The organism is Planococcus sp. VCh962, assembly GCF_057748275.1.
Genome location: NZ_JBYLHS010000001.1, coordinates 770,882 through 787,983 on the forward strand (window position 1 = coordinate 770,882; position 17,102 = coordinate 787,983).

The following is a 17,102-nucleotide window of genomic DNA, read 5'->3' on the forward strand; positions in this document are numbered from 1 at the left end:
TGAGATGAAGGATTTTTCTTTTTATGAAACCAGTCTGTCTTTTTTCGTAAAATGGAAAGAGAGGGGAGGGGACTGAATTGAATAATCAGCCGAAAATCGATATTGCCAAACCTCGCGTGACGATTTTGCTGGATGCACTTGCAATCCTCACATTTGCTGCTTTGCTCATTTACTTGATCAGCCAGTATGGTTCATTGCCGGATCGAGTGCCAGGACATTATAACGGTGCAGGAGAAGTTGACCGATGGGGAAGTAAAATTGAATTATTCCTTTTGCCGATTATCGGAGCAGCTTTATGGGGCTTCATGGCCGTTATGGAAAAGTTTCCTCACCTCTATAATTATTTGAATCTTACAGAGAAAAATGCAGAAGCCCAATATAGAAATGGGATTCTCATGATGAATGTGCTAAAAAATGAAATGATCTTAATATTCTGCTTCATCACTTATCGGAACATGGAAGTGGCAATTGGAAAAGCAGAAGGCTTAGGTATAGGATTCATGCCGGTTTTCCTTGCATTGATTTTCGGCTCCCTTTTAGTATTCGTGATTCGCATGGTTCGCCTGTAAAGAAAAAGAATGCAGGTTTCCGGTTCAACAGGAAACCTGCATTCTTTTTTTGTGGGGCAGCAAGTTTTTAAAAAAACAGCCTGGAAGGGGAGGGGAGCAAAGGGCATTATACTGGCATTTCTTTGCCGTTATGTGCATCAAGGGTGATGCAGGAAATAAAAAGAACAGCGTAATTGCCAGAAGGCCAAAAGAGGATGAGAAAAAGCAATCTAGCTGAAAACTTCGGCTATCCACGCCGAAAAAGGGAGGTATAAGTTAAATAGAGGCCATTGGTGTGAGTAACCCACAAGTTTTATAAGTTATCCCCAGCACCTTAAAGTTATTAACTTTTTGCTAATACAACTGTATTAAAAAGTGGGTATGGGATAAATTTAATTAATACAGTTGTATTAATATATTGAATATTAATAGTATTCTGATAAAATAGGAGTATGCCAAAACTAACGAATCATGAAGAAGTTAAACAGTCGATTGCTGAAGCCGCGTGGAAAGTCATTTTAGAACAAGGGTTGGGAGGAGCATCCGTAAGGGCAGTTGCTAAGGAGGCGGGATTATCATTAGGGGCGCTGCGCTATTATTTCTCCAGCCAAGAAGAGTTGGTCGCATATTCCAGGGAGCTCGTCTATAAAAGGACTGCAGAAAGGATGAGAAGAGTATTTAAGCTTGATATGCCGCCGAAAGATAAGATCGTCCAGGTGTTGCTCAATCTATTGCCATCTTCTGAGGAGAAAAGGTTAGAAGTGGAAGCCAGGCTGGTATTCAAGGTTTATACACGGCATAAAGGAGACAAATTTGATGCCCAGCAGGACAGCGTATATCTGGCGATTAAAGAAGTGATGTCGTATCTTGTCTTGCTGAATTTGTTGAAAAAGGACTCCGATCTGCATCTGGAAACGGAAAGGCTTTATTGTTTGATGGATGGCCTGGCGCTTGACGCCATGATCAGACCGGAATTATTGGAAGCAAACAGGATGAAGAGAATTATCATTTATCATTTAAATTCGGCTTGCACTGAAGAATTTGGGACAACGGGATGGTAGCTGAAGTGGTAAAGCTATCGCGAAAACGGAGCTTTTGCATAAAGATGCATAAATTTAAAACAATAAATATTTTTATTATGTAAACATGTTACGCTATTATCTCGGTCTTAAATCCTTGCTCGTGAATAAAACGAAAAATCCAGCCGCTTATACAGGGCTGGATTTTTTATAGCTCGCTTTTGATGAAGTGAAGGGCTTGACTATTAAAGGAACCTTTCTGGGACGTTGTGTTCCAGCCATTGAGTAATTTCCTCAAACAGTTTCAAGTGATCAATTTTCAGCCTCTTATTTACATGGCCTGAAAGTACACTCTCTATTTTCAGCACATTACTTTCAATATTGACGCTGTCGATAAAGTGAACCAGGCCAGGGGCTTTCCTGTGCAAGTTCCTGAAATAAGCTTTTTGAGGAAAGACCATGCGCAGGTGTTTTTCAAAGTTCTTTCGTCTTCTTGTAACATCCTGGTGCTTGCGTGTTCGTAACTCCTGTTCATTTGCATACAAATAAAAATAGAGATCAGGAAAGCTGAGGATGTTATTGGCTAAATGGCTTCGGTAATATTCTAAAGGATGTGTGGAGTCACCAGCCTGTTCACCAGGGAAAATCCAGTTATACCAAATCGGTTGGAATGGATCACCGTCAAGGATCACTATTTCATGGGATTCCAGCTTTTCTAATGCCATCTGCCAGCGCTCCACCTGTCTGTCGAAATACCAGTTTTTCGAAGCTGAACAGGGAGGCGAGAAAAGCATATTCACTTCTGGTATCACGAAAGCATGGTGTTTATCGGCTAAAACGTTACATGTTGAAGTCTTACCGACTCCGCTCGGACCTTCTAAGTAAATCAACAACGCTGCAGTCCCTCCTTGCTTATTTTTATCTTCTTTCAATTTGCCTTATGAGACAAAAGTAATTAACATAAGAAATTTTCGAAATATTTGTATGCAATATATTGCAGTTGAAAGAATTGTGTGATAAGTTAAATAAAATAAATAATGAAGCGTAGGCTTCAAAAAAATATATAAAGACGTCATAACTTCAAAAGAGGAAGATACTTATGCAATTGTCGGAACTGATTCAAGAGAAATACAGCAATTTATCAAAAAGCCAAAAAAAGGTGGCTGGCTATGTCTTGGAAAATCCAAGGAAAATCGCGTTGGAACCTGCACAAGATGTTGGAGATTCCATTGGAGTCAGCGAAACCACGGTAATCCGTTTTTGTTACAGTCTGGAGTTGTCAGGTTATGCAGAGCTGCAAAAAGCCATCCGAGAACAATTGCTTTCAAAAGAAAGCAGCTTGAGTGCCTATCAGCAATCGAAGATGGAATTGGAAGAGCAGCCGCATTTTTTGGAGGAAGTGATGGAGCGGGATCGTTCCGCTATTGCAGCAACAATGGAACAGATGAACGAGCAGCAATATGACATGGCGGTCAAGGAATTAGCCCAAACAGATTCGGTCTATATATTGGGGCTCCGTTCGTCATTCGCGGCGGCACATTGGCTGACATTTACGCTTAACCTAGTGAGGAGGAACGTATATCAAATCCGCCCTGAGACAGAAGATGTCATTCAGACTCTTAGTGAAATGGACAGTAATTCCGTTTTGGTCGTAATTTCATTCCATCGTTATCTAAAACAACCAGTCCAAATTGCGGAATTGGCAAGGCGTAAAGGAGTTTTCATCATTGGGGTGACAGATTCCCCGCTGGCGCCGATCCAGGAGCATAGTGATGTGCTTTTGCCAATTTATTCACCGAACAAATCGACGCTTGATGCAACAGCGGCCTTATTTTCTTTCCTGAATGCGGTAGTGGCTGGTGTCGTGGTAAAGGTTAAAGGAAAGTTCCGGAAACGGCAAGAGGATTATCGGTCTTTAGACAGCGATTTCTTATTTATGGAAGGAGAAGATCGTCTATGAAAGAAGTTTTAGAAGAAATTAAGCCAGTGGCTGAAGAAGTATTTCGGCATTTGCATACACATCCTGAAATCAGCTGGCAAGAAGTGGAGACCACCAACTACTTGGAAAATCTGCTGGAGCGAGAAGGATTCGAAGTACAGACTTTCGATGATTCTACCGGATTGGTTGTCACAGTAGGCAGCGGCGAACCGTGCATCGGACTCCGCACCGACATCGATGCTTTGTGGCAGGAAGTGAATGGCAAATATCAGGCAAATCATTCCTGTGGCCACGATGCACATATGACACTCGCTGTCGGAGCGCTTCTTACCTTGAAAAAAATCGGTATACCGGCTCAAGGCCGTTTAAAAGTGATTTTCCAGCCAGCAGAAGAAAAAGGCACTGGTGCATTATCATTCGTCGATAAAGGAATTGTCGACGATATCGATTTTTTATACGGTGTCCATCTTCGTCCAATTCAAGAAATTGGCCATGGCTTCGCTTCTCCCGCCATTATGCATGGTTCCGCAAAAATGATCAAAGGGTCGATTCGAGGGACGGATGCTCACGGTGCACGGCCGCATGAAGGACAAAATGCCATTGAAGTGATGGCGCTGCTCGTACAGGCCATCCATTCCATCCATATCAATCCAATGGTCCCGCATTCTGCAAAATTGACGATGTTTCAGGCAGGTGGGGAATCGGCGAATATTATCCCTGGAAATGCAATTTTCAGCATTGATATGCGCGCACAGACCAATGGCGTCATGGATAAATTATTTGCCCAAGTCACTAAAGCCATGAAATCTGTAGCAGAAATGGCAGGTGTGAAAATCCCTTATGAAGTGGTGGCAGAAATTGCAGCGGCTGAAGTGGATGACATGGCTGTTGAAATTATGGCACAAGCCATAACTGAAACTCTAGGGGAAGAGTCTCTCGTGCCGCCAATTGTCACTCCAGGAGGAGAAGATTTTCATTTTTATACACTGAAACGACCTTCGGTCAAAGCGACAATGCTCGGACTTGGCTGTGATTTGGCTCCCGGCCTTCATCACCCGGCAATGACATTTAATCAGGAGAGTTTGATAGTCGGCATTGAAATCCTAGCGCGCACAGTCCAGCGCACTTTTGAACATTTGGAACGAGGGAAGTGACAAGCATGAAAAATAGAATCATAATACGCAGGCTCGAAACCAATGCGGATATGCGCATGATCCAGCAGCTTGAGCGGGAAGTTTGGGATATGTCACCAGTTCCGACGCATCAGACATTTACCGCATCTAAAAATGGCGGGGTTCTGGTGGGGGCTTTTGACGGTGAAAAGCTGGTCGGCTATTGCTACGGTTTCGCAGGATTTAAAGACGGCAAAGCCTATCTATGTTCTCATATGATGGGCATCCATCCGGCGTATCAATCGATGGGCATCGGCAAACAGCTGAAATTGGAACAGCGGAAAATCGCGCAGCAAATCGGCTATGATCTGATTACGTGGACATTTGATCCATTGGAAAGCCGCAATGCGCATCTCAATACTTCCAAATTATTCGGCATCAGCACCACCTATATTGAAAATTGCTATGGCGAAATGGATGATGGCTTGAACCGGGGGCTGCCGACGGATCGGCTGCAGATTGAATGGTGGATTTCAAGCCATCGTGTAGAAGTCGGCTGGATTCCTGAAATCGCAGAATACAGTCAACCATTTCGAATCAGCCGGGCCGCCGATGGCTTTCCAGTGCTAGATTATGACGGCAATGAGCTTCCGGTTCAAGCGGAAGGCATTGAAGTGCCGGTACCGCAGGAGTTCCAGAAGATTAAAAAACTAGATCCTGAACTGGCGATGGACTGGCGCATGAAGATCCGCTCGGTGTTCCAGCAGTTATTCGCAGCCGGGTTCGCAGTCACCGGTGTCCGAAAGGCTGAGGAAAGCGTCCATTATTATCAATTCGTTCCAGCAGACTCGATTCCGCTACAACCAATAGAAAGAGGCGATGGGCAGTGAAAATTACAGAAATTAGGATCCGGAAGATGAAGATGATGATGAAAAAACCATTTACGACAAGTTTCGGGACATTCCAGGAGAAGGATTTCCTGTTGTTAGAAGCAAAAGATGAACTCGGCAACTCCGGCTGGGGAGAATCGGTTGCATTCCATTCTCCTTGGTACAATGAGGAAACGCTTGAAACCAATGTGCATATAATCAGGGATTTTTTAGTGCCGATCGTTCTGGAAAATGAAATCAATCATCCTGAAGAAGTCAATGAACTATTCAGCCATCTCCGCAAGAACAATATGGCGAAATCGACAGTCGAAGGAGCCATATGGGACCTTTATGCAAAGCGCAATAAAATAACCCTTGCTGAAGCGCTTGGCGGCACACGCGGCAAAATCGAAGTCGGCATCAGCATTGGAATCCATGAAGATGTCAATGACTTAATCGAAACGGTTGCCGGGTTTGTGGAGGAAGGCTATAAACGGATCAAAGTGAAAATCAAGCCGGGCTATGATGTCAATGTGATGCGGGAGCTGCGCGCCAAGTTTCCGAATGTGCCGATGATGGCGGATGCCAACTCCGCTTATCGGCTGAAAGATATCGATTTGCTGAAGCAATTGGATGAATTCAATTTGACGATGATCGAACAGCCGCTGGCTTCGGACGATATTATCGACCACTCTAAATTGCAGCCGGAACTTGCTACACCAATTTGCCTGGACGAAAGCATTCATTCATTAGAAGATACCCGGAAAGCGGTGGAGCTCGGAAGCACCAAAATCATCAATATCAAAATCGGCCGTGTCGGAGGAATGACGGAAGCGAAAAAAATCCATGATTATTGCATGGAGCAAGGGATTCCTGTTTGGTGCGGCGGGATGCTTGAATCCGGAATCGGCCGTGCGCATAATATCGCTCTTACGACTTTGCCGAACTTCATCCTTCCGGGAGACACTGCCGGTTCGTCGCGCTACTGGGAAGAAGACGTCATTTCTCCGGAAGTGGTTGTGGAAAATGGTTTCATCACCGTTCCAAAGGATTATGGAATTGGCTACGCAATCAATCAAAAAGCCATGGACAAGTTCACCGTTGAAGAAATGATCTTCAAATCACAGCCAACAGCAGCCGGCACCGGACAATAAAATACATTTGATCAAACGGGGGAAAGAATATGAGAAAAAGTTTTCAAATTGGCGGTGCTTTTATTGGTGTAATCGTTGGTGCGGGGTTCGCTTCCGGACAGGAAGTTCTGCAATTCTTTACGAGTTTCGGAATTTTTGGAGTGATCGGCTCATTTGTCGCTATGGCTTTATTCGCTTTTCTTGGGATGAATCTGACGCAGCTTGGCAGCCGCCTTCAGACAAAATCCCACCAGCATGCCATTCATCATATTTGTGGCAAGTATTTGGGTCCGGTTGTTGACGTTGCCATTACATTTTTCTTGTTCGGCGTGACGGTCGTCATGTTTTCAGGATCCGGTGCCATTTTCGAACAGCAATTCGGCATTCCCGGATCGGTCGGGAATGTGCTGATGGCCGTTCTAGTAATCGCTTCTGTTATGCTAAGTGTCCAGAAAGTGATTGCGCTGATCAGCGCCTTTACGCCGGCATTGCTGGTTATCGTCATCATCATAACCGCTTATTCTCTATTCAATTTCGAAATGTCGGCAGCGGAAATTGAAGCTGCAACAGCCACGGCTGCAAACAGTCAAGCCGCTCCCCATTGGCTGTTAGGCGCCGTCCTTTATGTCTCTTATAATCTGGCAGCAGGCGCTGCGATGATGACAGTAATGGGCGGGACGATCAAAGATGAGAAAGTGGCTGCATGGGGTGGGATCATGGGTGGATTGGGGCTTGGTTTGCTGATCTTGCTTATCAATGTATCAATGCTGACTCAGCTGAAAGAAATTGCGGCGGTGCCGATGCCAATGCTGGTGCTGGCCAATAATATCAGCCCACTGGCGGGAGCATTGATGTCGGTCATTTTGCTTGGCATGATCTATAATACGGCTGTCGGGATGCTTTATGCTTTTACAGCACGAATTGTCAAACCTGAAAGTCCGAAATTTAATGTGTCGGTCATCGCGTTTGGTACAGTGGCATTCGCTTCCAGCTTTGTCGGATTTGTAACGCTGGTCGGGACTGTTTATCCGGTAATGGGATATTTAGGGTTCACGCTGATTGCGGCAATTGTCATCGCGTGGTTCCGGAAAAGAAAAGTACCAGTGGCCAAACAAGCGCTCAATTAAATATTTGGAGTTAAAGTATGGAGAAATAGTCCTTTGCATTTACAGGATGCAAGGGGCTATTTCTTTTTGCCAATTCTGCTCATCTGCTCTATTTTTATTTCGAAGCCTCTTGCTCCCAGCACCTGGCCGGTTTCTGCACAATTAGAAGTTTTTATGGAGAGGTCTGGGGGAACATAAAACTAGGTGCGAATAATGGCATATTCCATTCACTTGAGTGGATGTCTCAAACTCTGCTTTCTAGAGTCTGAAAATTCAGCTATTTTCTATCCTATCTGATAGGAATATGCTACTATTTAAATGAATTCGTACTTCCTATATTACTCTATCCTTTAAAGAATTGAGGTGTTGTTCCGGACTGCAAGTCCAGCGCTTTCATTTTTCTATGCGTTTAATCTAAAGATAACGAAGGAAAAAAGAACAAGCCCAATCAGCAATATTTCCATGCGAGATGACGTGCCTTTGGTGTTTTGCTGAACAAAATGACTGCATTGATAATATTCAAGAAGAGAGGGATAAACATGGCTGATGCAAGCGTCCGTGCGCGAATCCAGCGCTTCGGAAGTTATTTGAGTGGAATGATCATGCCAAATATCGGTGCCTTTATTGCTTGGGGTCTTATTACTGCTTTGTTCATACCGGATGGCTGGTTCCCGAATGAAACTTTGGGTTCACTGGTTGGCCCGATGATCACCTATTTATTGCCTTTGCTGATCGGCTTCACAGGGGGCCGGCTCGTCTATGATTTCCGCGGCGGTGTTCTTGGTGCCATTGCAACGATGGGGGTTATTGTCGGAGCTGAAATTCCGATGTTCCTTGGAGCCATGATCATGGGTCCGCTTGCAGGGTTTGCGATGAAACTGATAGACGGCTGGTTCCAGCATAGAATCAGAGTCGGTTTTGAAATGCTCTATAATAACTTTTCCGCCGGTATTTTAGGGGCATTCCTGGCGGGGATCGCCGTTTTCTTCGTTGGGCCAATCGTTAATACGTTGACGAATACATTGGCCAATGGCGTTGAAGTGATAGTTGATATGGGTTTGTTGCCGCTTGCGAGCATCATCATTGAACCGGCGAAAATCCTGTTCTTGAACAATGCCATTAACCACGGAATTCTAAGTCCATTGGGTGTGGAACAGGCGGCAGATGCTGGTAAATCCATCCTGTTCCTGCTTGAGACAAATCCAGGTCCAGGGCTCGGTGTGCTATTGGCCTTTTCGGTATTCGGCAAAGGGATTTCAAAAGCGTCCGCGCCCGGAGCTGCAATCATTCAATTCTTAGGTGGGATCCATGAAATTTACTTCCCTTATGTCTTAATGAAACCCATTTTGCTGTTAGCTGTCATTGCGGGCGGGATGAGCGGCGTGTTCACATTTACAGTGTTCAATGCGGGGTTGCCGGCAACACCGTCGCCCGGCAGTATTTTTGCCTTGCTTGCCTTGACGCCACAAGGAAATTACCTGGGCGTCATTTCCGGAGTGATCGTAGCGGCAGCGGTATCGTTTGCCGTTGCATCTGTCGTATTGAAAACGAGCAAAGTGGAAGATGAAGATTTAGCTTCGGCAGCGGGAAGAATGGAAGAAATGAAAGGCAAAAAAAGCGACGCGACTGGCTATTTGACACCAAAACCTGCGAAGGAAGTAGTGGGAATGACTGCAGGCGACCGGGTGGAAGCTGATAATACGCAGCCGGTCAATGCGGCTCCGTTGAAAAATACGGAAGAGATCAAAAAAGTCGTGTTTGCTTGTGACGCAGGAATGGGTTCAAGTGCAATGGGTGCTTCTCTTCTAAGAAACAAGTTTAAAAAGGAAAAAATCGATATACCGGTTTCCAATACCGCCATCAACCAGCTTCCTGAAGATGCCGATATAGTGGTTACGCATAAAGATTTAACGGACCGCGCAAAAGCGAAATTGCCAAATGCTGAACATATCTCTGTAGAGAATTTCATGAACAGCCCTGAATACGATAAGCTGGCGAGAAGATTGAAAAACGAGTAGCAGCAACCTAAAAGAAAATATCCAGTGGGAGTGATTTGAATGGCAAAGGAAGTATTGAGCAGAGAAAACATCAAACTGAATGTACCTTTGACCGGAAAAGAAGAAGCTATTCGTTATACGGGGGAAATCCTCGTAAGGCAGGGGTATGTCGATGCAGGATATGTCGAGAAGATGTTTGAGCGGGAAGAAATGGCTTCCACATATATGGGGAATTACCTGGCCATTCCGCATGGTACGGAAGATGCCAAAAAAAATGTCTTTGAAACGGGAATTTGTGTGGTGACGGTCCCCGATGGAGTGGACTTTGGAGACGGCAATCTAGCTAAGATTTTCATAGGGATTGCCGGCAAAGGAAACGAACATTTAGAGATTCTTTCAAATATCGCAATTGTGTGTTCAGAAGAAGAAAACATCGATAAAATCTTGAATGCCCGGTCAGAAGATGAAATTCTGGAACTCTTTAGCGAGGTGGGGTAAATGCAGGCAGTTCATTTCGGTGCAGGGAATATTGGTAGGGGGTTCATCGGCCTGCTCCTCAGCCAATCAGGATACAGTACGCTTTTTCTCGATGTTAACGACTCCGTCATTAATGCAATTAACGAAAAGAAGGAATATGAAGTCACTTTATCTGCAACGGAAAAAGAAGTGATACGGGTCACTAACGTCCTGGGGATCAATAGCATGACGAATGCTGAAGAAGCCGTTGAATTCCTGAGCAGAGCGGATCTTGTAACTGCAGCAGTAGGGCCGAATGTGTTGCCTGCGATTTCAGGGCTGCTGGCCGAAGGGCTGAAAAGAAGATTTCAGAACCGCCCGGAGCCATTGAATGTCATCGCCTGTGAAAATATGATCAATGGCAGTTCTTTATTAAAAGAGCATGTCTACAAGCATTTATCCGAAGAAGAAAGAAATATGGCAGATGAACTGATCGGCTTTCCTAATGCTGCGGTAGACCGGATAGTCCCGGATCAGCGCAGTGGCGATCTGCTTGGAGTAGCTGTAGAACCATACTATGAATGGGTTGTTGAAGAGCCGGCAGTCAAAGGACAACGTCCGCCCGTAAAAGGCATTACCTATGTGGATAATTTAGGCCCTTATATTGAGCGCAAGCTTTTTACAGTCAACACAGGGCATACGGTACCTGCATATTTAGGGCGTTATAAAGGCTATCAAACAATCAATGAAGCCATGGATGATGAAGAAATTGAACGTATTCTCCAAGGGGCGCTTATAGAAACGGGTGAAGTACTGATTCAACTGCATCTTTTCGACAGAGTCCAGCATGAAGAATATATCCGGAAAATCATCGGCCGGTTCCGAAATCCATATGTTTCAGATTTCGTTACACGTGTTGGAAGAAGTCCCATCCGGAAATTAGGTAATAATGACCGTCTGGTACGTCCTGCAGGCCTTTATCTGCAACTGACCGGAAAAGAGCCGGTCAACTTGGCCACTGTAATCGCTGCCGTTCTGCTTTATGAAAATGATGAAGACGATGAAGCGCGTGAATTGCAGAAATTGGTCAATGACAAAGGGTACGCAGATGCATTCCGGCAAGTTTCGGGATTGCCGGTTGACGATCCGCTGATTCCGGCAGTGATGAAGCAGTTGGAAAAAATGAAAAAATAAAGCTTGTAGCATTGCGACACAAAAAGCGGCAATTTGGGTTGCCTCTTTTTGTGTCGGTTTTATAAAACAAAGAGCTATTCAGCAGATATTTGATGGTTTATAAAGTTGTCAATAGAACTAAAACCATTAGGACATCCTGGAGATGTACCCAAGAGGCTGAAGGGGGCTGACTCGAAATCAGTTAGGGCGTGCAAGCGCTGCGGGGGTTCGAATCCTCTCATCTCCGTAAAAATCATTAAAAAGTATTCCAGCGGCTGAAAATACATTTCAGCTGCTGTTTTTTTGAATAAAGTTGTTAGAAATTTCGGAGAAAGGGTAAAGAAAATTATACAAAAGTTATATCAGAAATTTTTTCAAATAGAAAATATTTATTGTTTAAATGGAAAGATACGGGGAATATGGAAGTAGCAATCATTTATAAATTGTATTAAAAATTGACAAAATGGAGGGAGAAGATTATGAATCAATTTACTGGGGCATTTCGGGACATGGGAACCACAATCGTGAATTTCCTGCCCAATGTCATCGGCGCCATCTTGCTGTTATTGGTCGCCTGGCTCGTTGCTACGATTGTCCGTGCAATTTTTACGAAAGGACTTAAAAAGGCTGGAGCACCCAATGCGATGGTCAGAGGCCATATGGCAAAGACGCAGGAAGATGCGAGCAGCAAACTGGACTCGATCGGCAAAATTTTATACTACTTGATTTTTATCCTGTTCTTGCCAAGTGTATTTGAGCAATTGAATATGAGAGCAGTGGCAGCACCGATTACCAACATGATGGATAAATTATTAGCCTTTATACCAAACTTGTTGATGGCAGCAATCATCCTCATCCTTGGTTATTTCGTCGCTAAATTCGTTAAGAACCTGGTTGCTACCATTCTGACCACGATCAATATCGACAAATGGTTCAACAAATTGACGAACAAAACAGGGACACCTGAAAAAATGTCAGCTAGCAATAAGAACACATTAGCCAATGTCCTGGCAAATGTTGTCTTCGTCCTTGTATTGATCCCGATCATTACAGTGGCACTGGAGACTTTGAACATCGATTCGATTTCACGTCCGGTTTCCGATATGCTTAACCAAGTTTTGAATATGATTCCGAACATCTTTGTTGCAATCATCCTGATTCTGGTCGGGGTGGCCATCGGAAGATTTATCGGCGACTTGTTGACTAGCCTATTGAAAGGCACCGGGCTCGATAACATCTCCCAGTCTTTGAACTCAGGTTCCAGACCGAATATGCCAACGTTTGATTTAGCTACTATCATCGGCAAAATTGTTCAAGTATTAATCATCGTTTTCTTCACGGTTGAAGCGTTGAACGTATTACAGCTGGAAGTGCTAAACAATATCGGTTCTTCCATCATTAGCTACTTGCCACTTGTCTTGAGTGGGCTCATTATTTTAGGACTCGGCATAATTGGTGCTAATTTGCTTGGCAACTACATTCAGCGTGCATCCGGTAATCGCATGTACGGCGCCATAGTAAAATATGCAATTATCATCATTGCAGTATTTATGACGCTTGACCAATTGAATTTTGCGACAAGCATTGTCAATTTGGCATTCCTGTTTATCATTGCCGGCCTGGCTGTAGCCTTCGCCATCTCGTTCGGTATCGGTGGACGTGATTTTGCCAAACGCCAGTTAGATAAATTTGAAGCGAAAGCCCAAGCAGAAGACAATAAACCGAATGATGGAAATTTATAAGAATAAGAAAAGAGAATGCCTTGTAATGGGCATTCTCTTTTCAGCTTGTTAAGGAAGTTAAAGTTTCTATTAGTGATCCCTCCTTAACCGATATTCCGCCAACCAGCTGCGAAGACATTAGCTGAAGCTTGCGAGGCTAAGTCTTTGCGACGAAGCAGCGAAGCGATGCAGGAGCACAAGGTTTTCGCCAGCGAGCGAGGAGGCTTAGGCCGCACCCCGCGAAAAGCGTCCGTCCTGGAGCGAAATGAGAAAGGGTTATCGAGAGTTTCTCGACAGCCTGAAAAGAGAATGCCTTTTAAAAGGCATTCTCTTTTTTAAACTTAGTGCATTTCATCCAGCAGATTTTTAAGCGCCTGTTTTTCCAGATTGATTTCATTCACTGTTCTTGCCCCCAACTTTCGGATCAGCGGCAAAGGAGGACACCATCCTTGTACAGCCTGCTGCACCATGATTAGGCTCGCAGCTCCACTCAAGTACATCCAGTTCTTATGGGATATTATGCCGAGAATAGAAGAGGCTAATGCAATGGAGGCTAAATTAACTTCTATTAAGCGCTCTGCATCCCATTCCTTTTCCAATTCAAGAATACGGCTTTGAATGGTTTCTCTGTCTTGCCTTTTAAAGTAATTTACGTTGGCTTCAATCTGACGTTCAATTTCTTCGTTAATAACATCGGGGGTATGCTGGGCAACTCTGGACTGTGTTGATGGTAAAGTTTCGATTTCCATGGCCATGTGATTCTACCTGCTTTCATTTTCTGTCTTAAGAAGTATTATTCCGCTAATCACGGATTATAAACCTCATTCAACGATTTGCTCATTCAGAAAACAACAGAAAAAGGGTGGCATCTCATCGTGTTTTTTAGGGGCTCCTGGTGCTCTGCATGCATTAAAGCACTTAAAGATCTGGAAAACAATAAACCATTTTTTGCAGAAGAAAATATTCACTTGATTACTATTGCGACTGATAATTTAGCAGACTTGAAGCAAATGTCAAATGAACTTCAGTTATCTTTTCCGGTATTAGCAGATGAAGACCAAGCATTTTTAAATCAATATGACGTTTATTCGCATGACGAAAATGCTCCATACGAGGATACAGGGACATATGGTGAACCGGCATACTTTTTAATAAATGAAAAAGAAAATTGCTTTTTCAGCAAAGGCAGACCAATCCTTATGGCCGCCCTTCTGCAGACGAATTGCAGCAGCTAATAAAATTCATCAAAAAGAAATTGCAAACTGTCTAAATACAGGTAAAAGCGGATTCGTTAATTGAATCCGCTTTATTTAATGTGCCAGCTTTTTAAAAGAGGATATAAATTACCTGAATATTGCATTATACTTATTCCACCAGAACTGCAGGAACGTGAAAAGAGGGATATTCGTGCATAGATACATTTGTGAAACTTGTGGAGTGCAATACGGGAGTTGTGCTGTTCCACCGAACGAGTGCAAAATCTGCAACGAAGCACGGCAATACATTAACCCTTCCGGCCAAAGCTGGACAACTCTGGACAGAATGATGAAAGAGGCCCCTTATAAGAATTGGATTGTGAAAGATGAAGAAGAGGTCTACAGCATTGTTACGAAACCCGGTTTTGCTATTGGACAGACAGCTTATCTAGTACGAGAGAAAGGGTTTAATCTTCTATGGGATTGTATTACTTATATTGATCCAACCACTATGAAGGAAATAAAGGAGCTGGGAGGTATCGATGCGATCGCTTTATCTCATCCACATTATTATGCAAGCCAAGTGGAATGGGCTGATGCGTTCAATGTCAATATTTACATCCATGAAGATGACAGGCAGTGGGTGCCCCGTCAAAGTAAAAAAATCATTTTTTGGTCAGGACGGTCGATTGAACTGCATGAAGGTTTAATCCTGCATAGACTTGGCGGGCATTTTAAAGGAGCAGCTGTGCTCGAATGCCGAAAAGGCATATTATTTACAGGAGATATTGTGCGGGTGACGCCGGACGGCAATTGGGCCACTTTTATGTACAGCTATCCTAATTTCATTCCATTACCGGCATCAACAGTCCTAAGGATGGCAGATTATTTGAGCGAAATCAGATACACTCGGGTTTATGATGCTTTCCACCGGATCATGGAGGAAAATGCAAACGAAAAAGTGCGAAAGTCGGCTCAACGGTATATTGATGCGCTGAATGGAAATTTCTTTTCCACATGACGTTTCAGGCAAAATAAGGAGGAAGAAGAATTTATGGATCGAGAACAATTGAAAAAGAGAATTTTCTCAGCAAATAAACAACACCCAGCAGAACTAGTGATTCGCAATGCAAAAATCGTGAATGTCTTTACGAAAGAACTGACCTAGGGAGATATCGCCATTACGGACGGAGTGATAGTTGAGATCGGGGAATACGAAGGCAAAAGGGAAATTGATGCTGCCGGCCGGTATATTTGCCCAGGCTTGATTGATGCCCATGTCCATATAGAATCATCCATGGTGACTCCCCATCAATTTTCTCAGGTAGTGCTGCCCCATGGAGTGACAACCGTCATTACCGATCCGCACGAAATTGCGAATGTCAGTGGATCCGATGGCATTGAATTTATGTTAAGCGATTCCAAATCTGCCTTGCTTGATGTTCTCATCATGCTTCCGTCCAGTGTACCGGCTACTTCTTTTGAAAATTCAGGCGCTACACTGACTTCAGTTGATTTGCAGAAGTTTATCGGCCGTGAGCGGGTTTTGGGAATAGCAGAAGTGATGGATTTCCCTTCCGTTTTGAATGGAACCGACGGAATGCTGGATAAGCTATTGCTTAGCCGGCAAATAGACGGCCATGCGTCAGGGTTAAAAGAGAATGATATTAATGTCTATCGCACTGCCGGTATATTGACAGACCATGAATGCGTCACCAAAGAAGAAGCGCTGCAGCGGCTGCAGCGAGGCATGTATGTCATGTTAAGAGAAGGTTCTGTAGCCAAAAATTTGTCGGCCTTGCTGGAAGCAGTTAATGAGAACAATGCTCACCGCTGCCTTTTTTGTACGGATGACAAACACTTGGATGATTTAATCGAAGAAGGAAGCATCGATTTTAACGTCAGGACTGCTATCCGGCATGGCATTCATCCGATTACTGCCATTTCGATGGCAAGTCTTAATGCTGCCCAGTGCTACGGGCTGCATACAAAAGGTGCAATAGCACCAGGATTTGATGCAGATTTTATCCTTCTGGACAGTCTGGAAGAATTCACGATTTTTGAAGTTTATAAAAATGGTAAACTCGCAGCGAAAGATAGCCGTTATGCGGGACCCGCGGTATCAGGCACAGCGACTGATAAAGTTCGAAAAACGATGAATGTCAGTAAAATAAACGTAAAGGATCTGCAGATTGATTTGGGAAAAAGTTTAAAAGCCAATATTATCGGAATCAACCCGAACAGTCTTATCACGGAGCATTTAATCGAAGAAGTAGAAGCGGAAGATGGTTATTTCTTTCCAAGCATAGAAAAAGATTTGCTTAAGATAGCAGTGGTTGAACGGCATCGGGCAACCGGAAATATAGGCCTTGGAATCGTCAAAGGGCTTGGACTGAAAAGGGGAGCCATTGCGACTACCGTAGCACATGATTCGCATAATGTTATTTCTGTAGGAACCAATGATGAGGATATTTTATGTGCTATTGACGCGCTTAAGAGAATGGAAGGAGGATTGGCAATAGCGGAAAATGGAAAAGTGTTGGTGGAACTTCCGCTTCCGGTAGCAGGGCTGATGTCTGAAGAATCCTATGAAAAAGTCTATCAACAGTTAAAGCAAGTGGATGACGGCCTTTCAAAAATTGGTGCACCGACTCATTTTAATGCCTTTCTCACATTGTCATTTTTATCTTTGCCGGTTATTCCTCACTTGAAAATTACAGATTCCGGTTTATTTGAAATGGCGGCATTCAAGCATATCGATGTTCCAGTAGAAGAAAAAGCTATTGAGTAAATAAAAAGTCCTGTTCTAAAATTTCTAATAAAAATAAGTTTC

At 43.8% G+C, this 17,102-nt stretch carries 15 protein-coding genes, 1 tRNA gene and 1 pseudogene; 15 read left to right on the forward strand and 2 right to left on the reverse strand.

All coding sequences use genetic code 11. The features are described from left to right. The first annotated feature begins 77 nt into the window (after nucleotides 1-77). Both AC3AQ9_RS03880 and AC3AQ9_RS03885 read left to right on the forward strand, forming a co-directional pair. The gene (locus AC3AQ9_RS03880) at nucleotides 78-569 is read left to right on the forward strand and encodes a DUF1648 domain-containing protein (protein WP_488306130.1); all 492 of its coding nucleotides are present in this window, start codon (nucleotides 78-80) and stop codon (nucleotides 567-569) included. Between the two features lie 431 nt (nucleotides 570-1,000). Beyond that, a complete protein-coding gene (locus AC3AQ9_RS03885) occupies nucleotides 1,001-1,609 on the forward strand; it encodes a TetR/AcrR family transcriptional regulator (RefSeq protein ID WP_488306131.1) in 609 nt (202 codons plus the stop codon). A gap of 203 nt (nucleotides 1,610-1,812) precedes the next feature. Here AC3AQ9_RS03885 and AC3AQ9_RS03890 read toward each other — a convergent pair whose 3' ends face one another. Then, nucleotides 1,813-2,460, reverse strand: a complete 648-nt coding sequence (locus AC3AQ9_RS03890) for a chloramphenicol acetyltransferase (RefSeq protein ID WP_488306132.1) — start codon at nucleotides 2,458-2,460, stop codon at nucleotides 1,813-1,815. Nucleotides 2,461-2,666: 206 nt separating this feature from the next. On the opposite strand from AC3AQ9_RS03890, the gene AC3AQ9_RS03895 reads away from it, so the two are divergent. The 10 genes from AC3AQ9_RS03895 to AC3AQ9_RS03940 all read left to right on the forward strand — a co-directional run bounded on the left by AC3AQ9_RS03895 (nucleotide 2,667) and on the right by AC3AQ9_RS03940 (nucleotide 13,094). Beyond that, complete coding sequence (locus AC3AQ9_RS03895; protein WP_488306133.1) at nucleotides 2,667-3,527, forward strand: MurR/RpiR family transcriptional regulator; 861 nt, start codon at nucleotides 2,667-2,669, stop codon at nucleotides 3,525-3,527. Next, nucleotides 3,524-4,660 (forward strand): M20 peptidase aminoacylase family protein, encoded by a 1,137-nt coding sequence (locus AC3AQ9_RS03900; protein WP_488306134.1) that lies wholly within the window; start codon nucleotides 3,524-3,526, stop codon nucleotides 4,658-4,660. The genes AC3AQ9_RS03895 and AC3AQ9_RS03900 overlap by 4 nt, the downstream gene beginning before the upstream one ends. Before the next feature lie 5 nt (nucleotides 4,661-4,665). Further along, nucleotides 4,666-5,508 (forward strand): GNAT family N-acetyltransferase, encoded by an 843-nt coding sequence (locus AC3AQ9_RS03905; RefSeq protein WP_488306135.1) that lies wholly within the window; start codon nucleotides 4,666-4,668, stop codon nucleotides 5,506-5,508. Beyond that, nucleotides 5,505-6,641, forward strand: coding sequence for an o-succinylbenzoate synthase (gene menC, locus AC3AQ9_RS03910; RefSeq protein ID WP_488306136.1), 1,137 nt, complete (start codon nucleotides 5,505-5,507; stop codon nucleotides 6,639-6,641). The genes AC3AQ9_RS03905 and menC overlap by 4 nt, the downstream gene beginning before the upstream one ends. A 29-nt stretch (nucleotides 6,642-6,670) precedes the next feature. Next, nucleotides 6,671-7,747, forward strand: a complete 1,077-nt coding sequence (locus tag AC3AQ9_RS03915; RefSeq protein WP_488306137.1) for a YkvI family membrane protein — start codon at nucleotides 6,671-6,673, stop codon at nucleotides 7,745-7,747. Nucleotides 7,748-8,265: 518 nt separating this feature from the next. After that, nucleotides 8,266-9,744 carry a PTS mannitol transporter subunit IIBC gene (locus AC3AQ9_RS03920; protein ID WP_488306138.1) on the forward strand — a complete coding sequence of 493 codons (1,479 nt, stop codon included), beginning with the start codon at nucleotides 8,266-8,268 and terminating at the stop codon, nucleotides 9,742-9,744. A gap of 39 nt (nucleotides 9,745-9,783) precedes the next feature. Next, nucleotides 9,784-10,221, forward strand: a complete 438-nt coding sequence (locus AC3AQ9_RS03925; RefSeq protein ID WP_488306139.1) for a PTS mannitol transporter subunit IIA — start codon at nucleotides 9,784-9,786, stop codon at nucleotides 10,219-10,221. Beyond that, the gene (locus AC3AQ9_RS03930; protein ID WP_488306140.1) at nucleotides 10,222-11,373 is read left to right on the forward strand and encodes a mannitol-1-phosphate 5-dehydrogenase; all 1,152 of its coding nucleotides are present in this window, start codon (nucleotides 10,222-10,224) and stop codon (nucleotides 11,371-11,373) included. A gap of 138 nt (nucleotides 11,374-11,511) precedes the next feature. Beyond that, nucleotides 11,512-11,599 (forward strand) — tRNA-Ser (locus tag AC3AQ9_RS03935). 232 nt (nucleotides 11,600-11,831) lie between these two features. Then, on the forward strand, nucleotides 11,832-13,094 hold the full coding sequence (locus tag AC3AQ9_RS03940) for a mechanosensitive ion channel (protein ID WP_488306141.1): 1,263 nt from the start codon (nucleotides 11,832-11,834) through the stop codon (nucleotides 13,092-13,094). A 320-nt stretch (nucleotides 13,095-13,414) separates the two neighbouring features. On the opposite strand, the gene AC3AQ9_RS03945 is transcribed toward AC3AQ9_RS03940, so the two are convergent. After that, on the reverse strand, nucleotides 13,415-13,828 hold the full coding sequence (locus tag AC3AQ9_RS03945; protein ID WP_488306142.1) for a YgaP-like transmembrane domain: 414 nt from the start codon (nucleotides 13,826-13,828) through the stop codon (nucleotides 13,415-13,417). A gap of 78 nt (nucleotides 13,829-13,906) precedes the next feature. Here AC3AQ9_RS03945 and AC3AQ9_RS03950 point away from each other — a divergent pair, with 78 nt between their 5' ends. The 3 genes and pseudogenes from AC3AQ9_RS03950 (at nucleotide 13,907) to ade (ending at nucleotide 17,060) form a co-directional block, all read left to right on the forward strand. Beyond that, nucleotides 13,907-14,308 (forward strand): peroxiredoxin family protein, encoded by a 402-nt coding sequence (locus AC3AQ9_RS03950; protein WP_488306143.1) that lies wholly within the window; start codon nucleotides 13,907-13,909, stop codon nucleotides 14,306-14,308. A gap of 172 nt (nucleotides 14,309-14,480) precedes the next feature. Next, a complete protein-coding gene (locus AC3AQ9_RS03955; RefSeq protein WP_488306144.1) occupies nucleotides 14,481-15,290 on the forward strand; it encodes an MBL fold metallo-hydrolase in 810 nt (269 codons plus the stop codon). A 33-nt stretch (nucleotides 15,291-15,323) separates the two neighbouring features. Beyond that, nucleotides 15,324-17,060: pseudogene (ade, locus tag AC3AQ9_RS03960) on the forward strand (adenine deaminase). The last annotated feature ends 42 nt before the right edge of the window (nucleotides 17,061-17,102 follow it).